General features: G+C 63.0%; 13 protein-coding genes. 4 read left to right on the forward strand and 9 right to left on the reverse strand.

The genetic code is table 11. The annotated features are described in order from the left end of the window. The 3 genes from rpoD to L284_RS43785 form a co-directional block, all read right to left on the reverse strand. On the reverse strand, positions 1-1,659 hold a 1,659-nt coding region (gene rpoD / locus L284_RS43775; RefSeq protein ID WP_021235741.1), incomplete at its 3' end, for an RNA polymerase sigma factor RpoD. Positions 1,660-1,699: 40 nt separating this feature from the next. Then, positions 1,700-3,586, reverse strand: coding sequence for a DNA primase (gene dnaG / locus L284_RS43780; protein WP_021235742.1), 1,887 nt, complete (start codon positions 3,584-3,586; stop codon positions 1,700-1,702). Positions 3,587-3,613: 27 nt separating this feature from the next. Beyond that, entirely contained in the window at positions 3,614-4,066 is a 453-nt protein-coding gene (locus L284_RS43785) for a GatB/YqeY domain-containing protein (protein WP_021235743.1), read from the reverse strand. A gap of 163 nt (positions 4,067-4,229) precedes the next feature. Here L284_RS43785 and carA point away from each other — a divergent pair, with 163 nt between their 5' ends. The 3 genes from carA to greA all read left to right on the forward strand — a co-directional run bounded on the left by carA (position 4,230) and on the right by greA (position 9,494). Then, positions 4,230-5,396, forward strand: a complete 1,167-nt coding sequence (gene carA, locus L284_RS43790) for a glutamine-hydrolyzing carbamoyl-phosphate synthase small subunit (RefSeq protein ID WP_031343041.1) — start codon at positions 4,230-4,232, stop codon at positions 5,394-5,396. Positions 5,397-5,564: 168 nt separating this feature from the next. After that, a complete protein-coding gene (carB, locus tag L284_RS43795; RefSeq protein WP_021235745.1) occupies positions 5,565-8,888 on the forward strand; it encodes a carbamoyl-phosphate synthase large subunit in 3,324 nt (1,107 codons plus the stop codon). Between the two features lie 129 nt (positions 8,889-9,017). Next, on the forward strand, positions 9,018-9,494 hold the full coding sequence (greA, locus tag L284_RS43800) for a transcription elongation factor GreA (RefSeq protein WP_021235746.1): 477 nt from the start codon (positions 9,018-9,020) through the stop codon (positions 9,492-9,494). Positions 9,495-9,579: 85 nt separating this feature from the next. On the opposite strand, the gene L284_RS43805 is transcribed toward greA, so the two are convergent. From L284_RS43805 to L284_RS43825, 5 genes are all read right to left on the reverse strand, one after another. Then, on the reverse strand, positions 9,580-9,801 hold the full coding sequence (locus L284_RS43805; protein ID WP_021235747.1) for a DUF4170 domain-containing protein: 222 nt from the start codon (positions 9,799-9,801) through the stop codon (positions 9,580-9,582). 129 nt (positions 9,802-9,930) lie between these two features. Continuing rightward, positions 9,931-10,512 (reverse strand): hypothetical protein, encoded by a 582-nt coding sequence (locus L284_RS43810; RefSeq protein ID WP_021235748.1) that lies wholly within the window; start codon positions 10,510-10,512, stop codon positions 9,931-9,933. A gap of 12 nt (positions 10,513-10,524) precedes the next feature. Then, complete coding sequence (locus tag L284_RS43815; RefSeq protein WP_021235749.1) at positions 10,525-10,821, reverse strand: hypothetical protein; 297 nt, start codon at positions 10,819-10,821, stop codon at positions 10,525-10,527. Then, a complete protein-coding gene (locus L284_RS43820) occupies positions 10,818-11,204 on the reverse strand; it encodes a phage holin family protein (RefSeq protein ID WP_021235750.1) in 387 nt (128 codons plus the stop codon). The genes L284_RS43815 and L284_RS43820 overlap by 4 nt, the downstream gene beginning before the upstream one ends. Before the next feature lie 18 nt (positions 11,205-11,222). Beyond that, positions 11,223-11,738: a hypothetical protein gene (locus L284_RS43825; RefSeq protein WP_031343045.1), complete on the reverse strand. Its 516-nt coding sequence runs from the start codon at positions 11,736-11,738 to the stop codon at positions 11,223-11,225. A gap of 185 nt (positions 11,739-11,923) precedes the next feature. Between L284_RS43825 and eno the strand changes: the two genes are divergently transcribed. Further along, positions 11,924-13,210, forward strand: a complete 1,287-nt coding sequence (eno, locus tag L284_RS43830) for a phosphopyruvate hydratase (protein WP_021235752.1) — start codon at positions 11,924-11,926, stop codon at positions 13,208-13,210. A gap of 221 nt (positions 13,211-13,431) precedes the next feature. On the opposite strand, the gene L284_RS43835 is transcribed toward eno, so the two are convergent. After that, entirely contained in the window at positions 13,432-13,998 is a 567-nt protein-coding gene (locus L284_RS43835) for a hypothetical protein (RefSeq protein WP_021235753.1), read from the reverse strand. Between the last annotated feature and the right edge of the window lie 3 nt (positions 13,999-14,001).

A 14,001-nucleotide genomic window follows, 5' to 3' on the forward strand; every position in this document is an offset into this window, starting at 1 on the left:
CACCTTTTCGAGCGGCATGGACAGGCGCTCGGCCATTTCCTCGGGCGTGGGCTCGCGGCCCTGCTCGTGGAGGAACTGGCGGCTGGTGCGGACCAGCTTGTTGATCGTCTCGATCATGTGGACCGGGATGCGGATCGTGCGGGCCTGATCCGCGATCGAGCGGGTGATCGCCTGCCTGATCCACCAGGTGGCGTAAGTGGAGAACTTGTAGCCGCGGCGGTACTCGAACTTGTCGACCGCCTTCATCAGGCCGATGTTGCCTTCCTGAATGAGGTCCAGGAATTGAAGGCCGCGGTTCGTGTACTTCTTGGCGATCGAGATCACCAGGCGCAGGTTCGCCTCGACCATTTCCTTCTTGGCGATGCGCGCCTCGCGCTCACCTTTCTGGACCATGTTGACGATGCGGCGGAACTCGGGAAGCGCCATGCCGGTGGCGGCGGCGATGTCCGACACTTCCGAACGGATTCGTTCGACCGGATCGGCCTCGGCTTCCGCAAAGGCCGCCCACTTCTTGTCCTTCCTGGACATTTCGGCAAGCCAGGTATCGTCCAGTTCGCGGCCGACGTAGGTATCGAGGAAGTCGGCGCGCTTGACCTTGTGACGCTCAGCCAGGCGCAGCATCTGGCCGCCCAGCGTCGTCAGGCGGCGGTTGAAGGCATAGAGGTTGTCGACGAGATATTCGATCTTCGTCGCGTGGAACTTCACCGATTCGACCTGAGCGGTCAGGTCTTCGCGCAGCTGCTGGTACTGGTCTTCCTTGGCGGCGGGGAAATCGATGCCCAGAGCCAGCGCGTCGAGACGTTCCGACTGAAGGCGTTCGAAGGCCTGGAACAGCTCGGTGATGAGCATGAACTTCTCAAGCGCCTCGGGCTTGAGCGCCGCTTCCATCTGGGCGAGGCTGAGGGTGTTGTCCTCTTCCTCTTCCTCGGCTTCGCGCTTGGGGATCGGGTTGCCGTCCTCGTCCAGTTCTTCCGAGTTGTCCTCGTCCGAATCGTCCTCGTCCTTGAACGAGGGGCCGGCGGTCTTCTCGCTGATCTCGCCGTCGTCGTCGCCTTCACCGTCCTCGGACAGGCTTTCCGGCGCCGGCTCCTTCGAGAGCATGGCGTCGAGATCGAGGATCTCGCGCAGCTGCATCTCGCCGTTGTTGAGCGCTTCGGACCACTGGATGATGGCGTGGAAGGTGATCGGGCTCTCGCAAAGACCCAGGATCATCATGTCGCGGCCGGCTTCGATCCGCTTGGCAATGGCGATTTCGCCTTCGCGACTGAGCAATTCGACCGCACCCATCTCGCGCAGGTACATACGCACGGGGTCATCGGTGCGCTCGACGGTTTCCTTCTTCTTGGCGTCGACCACCATGCGCGGCGAGACGTCGTCCGAATCGACCTCTTCGTTGTCGTCGCCGTCGTCTTCCTGCTGGCCTTCGGAATCCTCGTCGTTCTCGACGATGTTGATCCCCATTTCCGAGATCGCGGCCATGATGTCCTCGATCTGCTCGGAAGACATCTGATCCTGAGGCAGCGCCTCGTTCAGTTCGTCGTAGGTGATCACACCCCGGCGCTTGGCACGGGCGATCAGCTTCTTGATCGCACCCTCGTTGAGATCGATCAGCGGTGCGTCATTACCGTCGTTATCGCCGGTGTTGTCGTTCTTGCTCATTCTTCGCCGTTATCCCCGTGCATTCGGCCCGATTATACCATCAGGACGAAGCCGCCTGTCTTGTCGCCATTTGCCTGAGACGACTATCAAATTCCAGCTTTCTCTCGCGCAAGCGCTGCTGGTCGGCAAAACTCTCCTCGGTGAACTCTCGTTCATGCCGTTCAGTCGCCGCTTTCAGAGCCGCCTCCAACACAGGCCGTTCAATTAAAAGCTGAATGGCCTGTGTCAGTTCTTCCTCCGATTTTTCGGGACTTCCGTTCTCTTCAAGAAAGCCAAAGCGTAATCCTGAATATTCGGCGGGAGATGGAGGCTCTGCGCCTCTGTTTTGCAATATGGTAGTTAATGCGCTGCTTTCAAGCGACACGCTAGCGTTCAGAGAATCAAGCAATATTCCAAATCGAATTTCAAGATCGGGGGTTTTGGCCAGAGCTTCGGCATGCCGTTGCAACAAGTGGGGCCACCGGATTAGTCCGGCAATTACAGCCGCAGAAAGGCTGTCACGGCCCGATCCATCCTTGCCGTAGCGGCTGTTAAGGCGATCTATCGATTCGGGAGAAGAGGGGATAATCGCAGGACGTTTGTTCCATTTTCCTTCACCGCGCTGCTGGTTTGGCCGGAACGGTCCTCCGCCACGGCCAGCTTGCTGCCAGCGGCTCTCGCGTTTGGGGAAGGCGAACTCCGAATAGCGATCCTGCAATTCGCGGCGGTAGAGGCTGGCGATATCGGAATTCTGGATCGCATCGACATGCGCCATGAGCCGCGCCTTGAGGCCGGCCTTGTCTTCCGGAGTATGCAGCGGCTGGGCATCGCGCTCCACTTCCCAGAGCACCTCGATCAGGCTTTTCGCGGCGCCCAGCACCTCTTCCATGGCGCGTGCGCCGCGCTGCTTGATGAGGTCGTCCGGGTCGAGGCCTTCCGGCAGCCGCACGATTCGCAGCGAATGCGCAGGGCGGAGCAGGGGCAGGGCGCGCGTTACGGCGCGCATCGCGGCGCGCTGGCCTGCGGAATCGCCGTCAAAGCACAAGATGGGCATTTCGACGTGACGCCAGAGCATCTCGATCTGCTGCTCCGTCAGCGCCGTGCCGAGCGGAGCGACGCATTCGCCGATTCCCGCCGCTGCCATGGCGACCACGTCCATGTAACCTTCGACCACGACCATCCGGCCCGACTGGCGCGCGGCAGGTGCGGCACGGTGCAGATTGTAGAGAGTGCGGCCTTTGTCGAAGAGGGGCGTATCGGGAGAATTCAGATATTTGGGCGCATCCGTTTTCTCCTTGGTGAGAATACGTCCGCCGAAAGCGATCACACGACCGCGCGCGTCCTCGATCGGCAGCATCAGGCGGCCGCGAAAACGGTCGTAGGGGTCGCGGTTCTCCACTTCTATCCGCAAACCTGCCTCGATCAGCATGGCTTCCGGGAACTTGCCGAGCGCTTCCTTCATCGCCTGACGCCCGTCCGGCGCAAAGCCGAAGCCGAAGCGCTGGAGGGTGTGGGCGTCGAAGCCGCGCGTCGCCAGGTAGGCACGCGCCGCTTCGCCGCCGGGCGCGGACAGGTTCTGCACGAACCAGCCTTGCGCGGCAGCCATCACGTCATGCAGCGTATCCCGCTTCTCCACCGCCTTGGCGCTGCGCGGATCGGGGGCTGGGACGTCCATCCCCGCCTCGGCCGCCAGTTCCTTGACCGCGTCCATGAACGACAGGCCCTGATGGTCGGTCATCCAGCGGATCGCATCTCCATGTGCGCCGCAGCCAAAGCAGTGATAGAAGCCCTTTTCGTCGTTGACGGTGAAGCTGGGAGACTTCTCGTTGTGAAACGGGCAGCAGGCCTTGAACTCGCGCCCCGCCTTGGTGAGGCGGGTCGAGCGACCGATCAGCGCCGAAAGCGTTGTCCGCGTGCGAAGCTGGTCCAGCCATTGAGGGGTAAGCACGGTCCTGCCGCCCGATTGCGTATCAGGTCAGGCCAGCGCCGCCTTCACCCAGCCAGAGGCCTTGCCCATGTCGAGCTGGGTGCCGTGGCGCGCCTTCAGTGCGGCGACGACCTTGCCCATGTCCTTCATGCTCTCCGCACCGACTTCCGCCTTGATGGCCTCGATCAGGGCCTTGGTTTCATCCTCGGACAGCTGTGCGGGCAGGAAGGTCTCGATCACGTCAAGCTCGGCCTTCTCCTCGGCAGCCTTTTCCGGCCGACCGCCTTCCTCGAACAGCTGGATCGATTCGCGGCGCTGCTTCACCATCTTCTGGAGCACGTCGATCACCATGGCATCGTCGTCCGGCAGGGAATCGGCGGTGCGCAGCTCGATGTCGCGGTCCTTGATCTTGGCAAGGATGAGTCGGACTGCGGCCAGACGCGGCTTGTCGCCCGCCTTCATCGCAGTGATCTGGGCGGCCTTGATCGAATCACGAAGCATTGGTTTCCTGCTGTTCTGAGTGGTTTGGGAAAGTGTCCTGGCGCAAAACTAGCAAGCCGCGCGCCAAATTGCACCTGTCGCGCCTTGACGCGGTGCGCAACCCTCTCTAGCGGGCACCTCTTAGCACACATAGTCAGAAACGCCGTAAACGGAGCGACCCACCATGGCCGACGCCGCATATACGCTTGCGCCCAAACCTGAAGGGGCGACAGGCGTTCTCGTCCTGAGCGATGGACACGTGGTCTGGGGCCGCGGCTTTGGAGCCGTCGGCGAAGCAGTCGGCGAAGTCTGCTTCAACACCGCGATGACCGGATATCAGGAAGTGATGACCGATCCTTCCTACGCGGGCCAGATCGTCACCTTCACGTTCCCCCACATCGGCAATGTCGGTGTCAACGACGAGGATCTCGAATCCAGGGTCGATGGCGCCGTCGGCTGCGTCGTCCGCGAGGACGTGACGCTGCCGTCGAACTTCCGCTCGGCCGGTGAGTTCGGAGACTGGCTTGCCGCAAAGGGCAAGGTCGGCCTTTCCGGCGTCGATACCCGCGCGCTCACCCGCCGCATCCGGCTTCAGGGCGCGCCCAACGCGGTGATCGCCCATAACCCGGAAGGCGAGTTCGACATTCCCGTGCTGATCCAGCGCGCACAGGAATGGCCAGGCCTCGAAGGCATGGATCTTGCCAAGATCGTCAGCCGCGAAATTCAGGAGGGCTGGGAAGGCTCGACCTGGGAACTCGGTCAGGGCTTCGGCGATGGCGTGGGTGAAGCGCCTCCGCATGTCGTCGCCATCGATTACGGCGCGAAAGACAACATCTTCCGCAATCTGGTGAAGGCTGGCGCGCGCGTTACCGTGGTGCCTGCCGAGACCTCGCTCGACGCGATCCTCGCACTGGAGCCGGCGGGCGTGTTCCTTTCGAACGGTCCGGGCGATCCGGCGGCGACCGGCGAATATGCCGTTCCCGTGATCCGCTCACTGCTGGAGCGCGACGTGCCGATCTTCGGCATCTGCCTCGGTCACCAGATGCTCGGCCTGGCGGCCGGCGCCAGGACCTCGAAGATGCATCAGGGCCATCGCGGCGCCAATCACCCGGTCAAGCGCCTGGACGATGCCGTGGTCGAGATCACCTCGATGAACCACGGTTTCGCGGTCGACAACCAGACCCTGCCCGAGAACGTGGAAGAGACGCACGTCTCCCTGTTCGACGGTTCGAACTGCGGTATCTCGATCAAGGGCAAGAAGGCCTTCGGCGTGCAGTATCACCCGGAGGCCAGCCCCGGCCCGCAGGACAGCTTCTACCTCTTCGAGAAGTTCGTGGGGATGCTGGCCTGATGGGCGTGCGGATCGCGCCTTGCCGATCCGCAGCAACCGCCCCGTCTGCTCGATCATTCTCAAAGCCGACGCCGAAGCCCCGGTATACTGAGGCAAGGCGTTCGGCGAACTGGTAGCCTCGGCCGCCAGTCCGACATACAAGACACACAGGACACCCCAGGACAGCCCATGCCCAAGCGCACAGACATCTCCTCGATCCTCGTCATCGGCGCCGGCCCGATCATCATCGGCCAGGCCTGCGAATTCGACTATTCGGGGACCCAGGCGATCAAGGCGCTCAAGGAAGAGGGCTACCGGGTCGTCCTGGTGAACTCGAACCCGGCGACGATCATGACCGACCCGGACATGGCCGACGCCACTTATGTCGAGCCGATCATCCCCGAAGTGGTCGCCAAGATCATCGAAAAGGAGCGCCCGGACGCGGTGCTCCCGACGATGGGCGGCCAGACCGCGCTGAACTGCGCCCTGGCGCTGTTCAACGACGGCACGCTGGAGAAGTTCGGCGTGCAGATGATCGGCGCCGATGCCGACGCTATCGACAAGGCCGAGGATCGCCAGCGCTTCCGTGACGCGATGGACAAGATCGGCCTCAACTCGGCGCGCTCGGGCGTGGCCCACACCCTCGACGAAGCGTTCAAGGTGCTGGAAACCACCGGCCTGCCTTCGATCATCCGTCCCAGCTTCACCATGGGCGGTACCGGCGGCGGCATCGCCTACAACAAGGCCGAGTTCGAGGCGATCGTCCGCTCGGGCCTCGATGCCTCTCCCACCACCGAAGTGCTGATCGAGGAATCGCTGCTCGGCTGGAAGGAGTATGAGATGGAAGTCGTGCGCGACAAGCACGACAACTGCATCATCATCTGCTCGATCGAGAACGTCGATCCGATGGGCGTCCACACCGGCGACTCGATCACCGTCGCCCCGGCGCTGACGCTGACCGACAAGGAATACCAGATCATGCGCAACGCCTCGATCGAGGTGCTGCGCGAGATCGGCGTCGAGACCGGCGGTTCTAACGTGCAGTTCGCGGTCAATCCGAAGGACGGCCGCCTGATCGTCATCGAGATGAACCCGCGCGTCTCGCGCTCGTCGGCGCTCGCTTCGAAGGCCACCGGCTTCCCGATCGCCCGCGTCGCTGCCAAGCTGGCGGTGGGCTTCACGCTCGACGAGATCATTAACGAGATCACCGGCGCCACGCCGGCCGCGTTCGAACCTACCATCGACTACGTCGTCACCAAGATTCCGCGCTTCGCTTTCGAGAAGTTCAAGGGCGCCAAGAACGACCTGACCACCGCGATGAAGTCGGTGGGCGAAGTCATGGCGATCGGCCGCAATATCAAGGAATCGATGCAGAAGGCCCTCCGCGGCCTGGAAACGGGCCTCGACGGTTTCAACCGCGTGGTCGAACTGGAAGGTGCGGGCCGTGATGCGATCACCGCCGCGCTGTCCAAGGCGACGCCGGACCGTCTGCTGGTGGCCGCTCAGGCCTTCCGCGAAGGCTTCTCGGTGGACGAGATCCACGCCATCGCGCACTACGACAAGTGGTTCCTGCGCCACATCGAAGAGATCGTCGCTGAAGAAGCGAAGATCATGAAGCATGGCCTGCCGGTCGATGCGCAAGGTCTGCGCCGGGTGAAGGCGATGGGCTTCTCGGATAAGCGGCTTGCCACGCTCGCCGTGCGTTCGGTCGGCGTCGCGGGCGGCATGGGCGAGACCCAGGCCAAGCGCTCGGGCCTGCTGCACGACACACTGCGCGCGATGGCCGGTGCCACCAGCGAAGCCGAGGTACGCCAGCTGCGCACCAAGCTGGGTGTCCACCCCGTCTTCAAGCGTATCGACTCCTGCGCGGCCGAGTTCGAGGCGATCACGCCCTACATGTACTCGACGTACGAAACCCCGATCTTCGGTGAGCCGGAGAACGAGGCGAACCCGTCCGACCGCCGGAAGGTCGTGATCCTCGGCGGCGGTCCCAACCGCATCGGGCAGGGCATCGAGTTCGACTATTGCTGCGTCCACGCCTGCTTCGCGCTGGCCGAAGTCGGCTTCGAGACCATCATGGTCAACTGCAACCCCGAGACCGTCTCGACCGACTACGACACTTCCGACCGCCTTTACTTCGAGCCGCTGACGGCCGAGGACGTGCTGGAGATCCTGCGCGTCGAGCAGCAGAATGGCGAACTTGTCGGCGTGATCGTGCAGTTCGGCGGCCAGACCCCGCTCAAGCTGGCGCAGGCGCTGGAAGACGCGGGCATTCCGATCCTGGGAACGTCGCCCGACGCGATTGACCTTGCCGAAGACCGCGAGCGGTTCTCGGCGCTGGTCGAGAAGCTGGGCCTGAAGCAGCCGGCCAACGGCATCGCCCGCAGCCGCGACGAAGCCGTGAATGTCGCCAATCGCATCGGCTACCCGGTGCTGATGCGCCCCAGCTACGTGCTCGGCGGCCGCGCGATGGAGATCGTCGACAGCGAGCAGCAGCTCGACGACTACATCACCACCGCCGTGCAAGTTTCGGGCGACAGCCCGGTACTGATCGACCAGTATTTGCGCGACGCCATCGAATGCGACGTGGATGCGCTCTGCGATGGCGACCAGGTCGTCGTGGCCGGCGTCATGCAGCACATCGAGGAAGCGGGCATCCACTCGGGCGACAGCGCCTGTTCGCTGCCGCCCTACAGCCTGCCGGCGGACATCATCGCGGAAATGGAGCGCCAGGCCGAGGCATTGGCGTTCGGTCTCGGCGTGCGCGGCTTGATGAACATCCAGTTCGCGGTGAAAGACGGCGAGGTCTACCTCATCGAAGTCAATCCGCGCGCCTCGCGCACGGTGCCCTTCGTCGCCAAGGCGCTGGGTCAGCCGGTCGCCAAGATCGCCAGCCGCGTGATGGCGGGCGAAAAGCTGGCCGATTTCCCGCCGTTCAAGCGCGACCTGCCGTACATGGCGGTCAAGGAAGCGGTCTTCCCCTTCTCGCGCTTCCCCGGCGTGGATCCGGTGCTGAGCCCCGAAATGAAGTCGACCGGCGAAGTCATGGGCATCGACGCCGACTTCCCGCGCGCCTTTCTCAAGGCCCAGCTCGGCGCCAGCATGCGCCTGCCGGACAGCGGATTGGTCTTCGTTTCGGTGAAGGACAGCGACAAGGGCGTCATCCTGCCCGCCGTCCAGACCTTGGTGAAGGAAGGCTTCCGCATCATCGCCACTTCCGGGACGCACAAGTACCTGACCGAAGCCGGGCTTCCGGTCGACCTGGTGAACAAGGTGGCCGAAGGCCGTCCGCATATCGTCGATAAAATCGTCGATGGAGAGATTGCGCTGATCTTCAACACGACCGAAGGTTGGCAGAGCCTCAAGGACTCGCAATCCATCCGGGCTTCGGCGCTGATGGGCAAGGTTCCCTACTTCACCACCGCCGCAGCCAGCCTTGCTGCTGCACAGGCAATTTCTGCACAGCGCGGGAGCCAGCTTGAAGTGCGTTCGTTGCAGGATTATTATAGCTGAAATCGATCTAGCCTCCCCACATCGCTGCGGATCGGCCCCGTCTCCTGGAACAACCTGAGAGACGGGACAGGAAACTAGTCTTCTCCGACTGGTTTCGCGTGCGGGGAGGCAGCAGGAAGGAAGTGTTAGATGGCCAGTATCGAAAAGCTCCCCATGCTCGCGGAAGGGTATGAGAAGCTGACCGCCGATCTCAAAGCGCTGCGTGAAGAGCGCCCCCGGATCGTCGATGCGATCGAGGAAGCGCGCGCGCACGGCGATCTCTCGGAAAACGCCGAGTATCACGCCGCGAAGGAGCGTCAGGGCCAGGTCGAGGCGACGATTGCCGACCTCGAAGACAAGATCAGCCGTGCTCAGATTGTCGATCCCGCCACGCTGTCGAGCGACAAGATCATCTTCGGCGCAACGGTGACGCTGCTGGACGAGGACGACAAGCCGGTGCGCTACCAGATCGTCGGTCCCTATGAAGCCGACGCGCGCATTGGTCGCATCAGCTACAACTCGCCGCTCGGCAAGGCGCTGATCGGCCGCAAGGTCGAAGAAGAAGTGGAAGTCACCGTTCCAGCGGGCGACAAGTTCTACCTCGTGCAGAACATCGAATTCATCTGAGTCAACTTCGCCTCATCGCGCACAAAAAAGGCCGGCAGAAATGCCGGCCTTTTTCGTTTCCGCAGCCTGTCCGCGGAAACCCGATTCAGGCGTCCGACTGGTCGGGCTGAAGCAGGCGGTGCAGGTGCACGATCACATACTTCATCTCCGCGTCGTCGACGGTGCGCTGCGCGGACGAGCGCCAGGCATCTTCGGCCGAGGCGTAGTCGGGATAGACGCCGACGAGATCGAGAGCATCGAGATCGGCGAATTCAAGGCTGCGGGGATCTTTGACCCGGCCGCCCATCACAAGGTGAAGCTTCTGCATGGGAGCGCTTTCGTGAGTGGGAAGAGAGATCCGGTCCCCATACGTATTGGCCAGTTGCAGGGCAAGAGCGGATCGCCCAGGCGATCCGCTCCGAAAATGCAACCGTTTCTCATTCGTAAATAGCGCGTTTCAATGCGGCAGGCGCTGGGTCAGTCCGCTGAAGATTTCGGCGATCCGATGGGAGCCCGAACTGGCTGATTCGCTTGCCGAATGGCCGATTTTGTGAGCCTGCCGGGTCGCCGCTTCACTGGCATCGCCAGCGCGTTTGGCGGCGGAGCGACCCAGCGCACTTGCAGCGGCCAGCGCCGTCATGCCGTATTTTTCAAGTCGCTCGGCGGCCAGTTCGCCGTTCTTCTCGGCATGATCGGCCAGGACGGCCGCCTTCTTGCGCGCGCTGGTGCCAAGGACCTGCGCCTTTTCGGCGGTTTCCTTGCCCAGCAGGACCGTGGCGGCACCCGCCGCCTCGGCAAGGTGCGCACCGCGCGAAAGCACCCCGCGCGTGACGCGTCGCGGCAGCAGAGCGCTGACGAGCGCCCCGGCGGCCAGCCCGCCCGCCACGACCAGGACCGGGTGCTTCTTCACGAAGGCAACGACCTTTTCCGAAGGTCGCTGCTCTTCATGGGCGGCCTTGAACGGCACGACTTTGCCGGGATTGGCATCGCTGACCGAGGTTTCCGGGAGGGCGGGGGTGGTGTTATCAGTCTTGCTCACCGTCGGTCTCCTTCAGGTGTGTTTGCCGGAACCGAACAGCCTTTCGATCCCGGCCTTGATCGGGTTGCGCAGAAGCCAAAGCACCAGGGCCGTGAAGGTTCCGCCGACCGCGACAGGATGCTCCTCCACGACGGCCACAGCCTCGTCGAGCATGTCGGCAGCCTGTTCGGTCACTTCGTCCAAGATGCGGCCGGTCAGTCCCCGGGCCTCGTAATCGGTCTTGAGCGCGCCGTAGCGGGCGTCGAACATGGCCTTCGCCGCATCGCGCGCCGAGCGATCGATTTCGAGTTGCCGTGCCAGCGCGTTCATTCGGATGACTCCTTGTCGAGTAGCAGAGCCATCATCCGTCTGGCTTTGCCGCGCGCCGAAAGCGCCATGATGACGGCGACCGCCAGGATCACCACAGGTACGACGATCATGGACAGCCACGGACCGATCACGGTGCCGAGCGCAATCACGGCCCCGATCACCAGCGCCATCAGCGCGAAGAACACCAGTACCGCCGCCCCGACGCCCAGTATGGCGATACTGCGCGTTTGCGCTCCGGCATAGGCCGCGCGCGTTTTCTGATAGGCGACTTCGGCCTGCGCGAAATTGCGTGCTTCGCCCAGGAGCAGGCGTACGTCCTGGATCAGGGAAAGATCCTCGCCCTCCTCGGTGGGAGGGGCGAGGCTTGCTGGAGTGTCGAGCATCGCCGTGCGTACGATCGGTTACTTGCCGCTCTTGAACAGGCGGGCGAAGAGGTAACCGGCGGCGACCGCCATGCCGACTGCCGCGACGGGGCTCTTGCGAACGAATTCCTTGGCTTCCTCGCCAAGTTCGTCGAGCGACTTCTCGTCGAGCTTGGTGGCGGTTTCGGCCAGGGACTTAGAGGCGGTGCGGGCATAATCGCCGTACTTGGCGCCTGCCTTCTCGTCGATAAGGCCCGCGTTGTCGTCGATGATCTTTGAAAGGCCAACTATGGCCTGGCTGGCCTTGGCCTTGCCCTGGTTGGCGAGATCGGCCGCCTTGACCTTGGCGTCATCGGCGAAGGCGCTTGCCTTGGCCTTGGCGTCTTCCGAGCGGACCTTGGCTTCGCTGGACCATTCGCCCTTGGTCTGGCTTAACTTGTCGTGGCAACCGTCGGCCATGGCCTGGACGCCGGCCTTGGCTTCCTCGACGGCTTTGCTGAAGTGGCTCTTGGCGTCGGCGTTGCCGTTTCCGGTGGCGGTCGTCGTGTCGGACATTGCGGTTTCCTTCCTTGCTTCCCGTTGCGCCGTAGTCACTCGCTTTTGGCGATATACGCCAAGAGTAACACAACTTGTCGTCGAAATGGCAACGCAACTTGTCAGCCGTAGTTCCCCTGCTAAGACGCCGGACGAGAGTGCGCCCTCGCGTCTCAGGGGGCGCCTTGCAGGAGGAATATGCCGTTATGACCGCGATTATCGATATCCACGGCCGCGAAATTCTCGACAGCCGCGGCAATCCCACTGTCGAAGTCGACGTTCTTCTCGAAGACGGCAGCTTCGGCCGTGCAGCGGTTCCCTCCGGCGCCTCCACCGGCGCGCATGAGGCGGTCGAATTGCGTGACGGAGATGCGAGCCGCTATCTCGGGAAGGGCGTTCTTAAGGCCATTGACGCGGTCAACGGCGAAATCGCCGAAGAACTCGTGGGCATGGATGCCGAGGATCAGCGCGACCTCGACCGCGCGATGATCGAACTGGACGGCACCGAGAACAAGGGCCGCCTCGGCGCGAACGCCATTCTCGGCGTGAGCCTGGCGGCCGCCAAAGCGGCCGCCAACGCGCGCGGCCTGCCGCTCTACTCCTATGTCGGCGGCGTCGCCGCGCATGTGCTGCCCGTGCCGATGATGAACATCATCAACGGCGGCGAACATGCCGACAACCCGATCGATTTCCAGGAATTCATGATCATGCCCGTCGGCGCGGATTCGATCGCCGAAGCGGTACGCTGGGGGGCGGAAATCTTCCATACGCTGAAGAAGGGCCTGCATGAGAAGGGTCTGGCAACGGCGGTCGGCGACGAAGGCGGCTTTGCGCCGAACCTTGCCAGCACCCGCGATGCGCTGGACTTCATCATGGCATCGATCGACAAGGCCGGGTTCAAGGCCGGATCGGAAATCCAGCTCGCGCTCGACTGCGCGTCGACCGAGTTCTTCCGGAACGGCAAGTACGAGATCAGCGGTGAAGGCCTCAGCCTGTCGCCAGTGGCGTTCGCCGACTACCTTGCCGACCTGACCGAGGCTTACCCGATCATCTCGATCGAGGACGGCATGGCTGAAGACGACTTCGAGGGCTGGAAGGCGCTGACCGAGAAGATCGGCCACAAGGTTCAACTCGTCGGCGACGATCTCTTCGTCACCAACCCCGAGCGTCTGGTCATGGGCATCGAAAAGGGCCTTGCCAACTCGCTGCTGGTCAAGGTCAACCAGATCGGCACCTTGACCGAAACGCTGGAAGCGGTCTCGATCGCCCAGAGCAACGGCTACACCGCAGTCATGTCGCACCGTTCGGGCGAAACCGAGGATGCGACCATCGCCGACCTCGCTGTCGCCACCAACTGCGGCCAGATCAAGACCGGCTCGCTGGCGCGTTCGGACCGGCTTGCCAAGTACAACCAGCTCATCCGTATCGAGGAAGAACTGGGCCGCGCGTCGCGCTATGCCGGCGCTTCGGCTTTCGGCCGCCTGTCGCGCTGAGCAGCAGGTGTGATCTGAACCGGCCGGATCATTCGGCCGGTTTCAGGCGCTTCAAAGAAAAGGCTCGGTTCCTTTGGGAGCCGAGCCTTTCTCGTTGAAGACGAAGCCGGGTGGCCGGTTCCTGTCAGGAAGAACCGGCCACCCGGTCGCCTCCGCGATATCCCCTTTTTTTGGCCTGGCTAACCCCCTGTGGGGCGGAACGGGTCATTTGCAGGCGTCTCTTACAGGGCTGCCAGGATCCCGGGGCGGGGATCGTCGAGCAGCACTACGGATCGGGAAGCGGAGGCGAAGTATTCGAGCATCGCGGCATAGCCCCGCGCGCTCAATTTGACGTAGACGCGCCGCGCGTCGCCGGTATCGGCTTCGCGGACGAGCAGGTTCTGTTTTTGCAGAATGGTGATCCAACGCAGCGCCGTGGTCGACGGCACCGCCGAGCCGATGCAGGCGCTTGTCACCGAGACGCGGCGGCGTTCCTTGGCAGCGATGAACAGGTCCAGAAGAATATCCCAAGCCGGCTCTCCGAAGAGGTCGTCGGACTGGAAGATCTTGGCGCGTCGGCGGCGATCCTCATACGTTTGCCGCGCCAGTTCCACCCATACGGGATGGTCCTGGCTTGCGGACGTCTTCGCGACCTCCTGAGCTTCGATACGCGTGCCGATGTCCAAGGGATCGGCGGCGACACTTGTTCCGATTTCGAGTTCGCGTGCCATGGCAAGAAGTTCATTGGCGATTCCTATAAGGCGAATGGCCTTCGCCCGATTGCGCATCAACTGATCCGTCTTCTCCATAAA

The sequence above is a fragment of the Novosphingobium lindaniclasticum LE124 genome, assembly GCF_000445125.1.
Classification (GTDB): domain Bacteria; phylum Pseudomonadota; class Alphaproteobacteria; order Sphingomonadales; family Sphingomonadaceae; genus Novosphingobium; species Novosphingobium lindaniclasticum.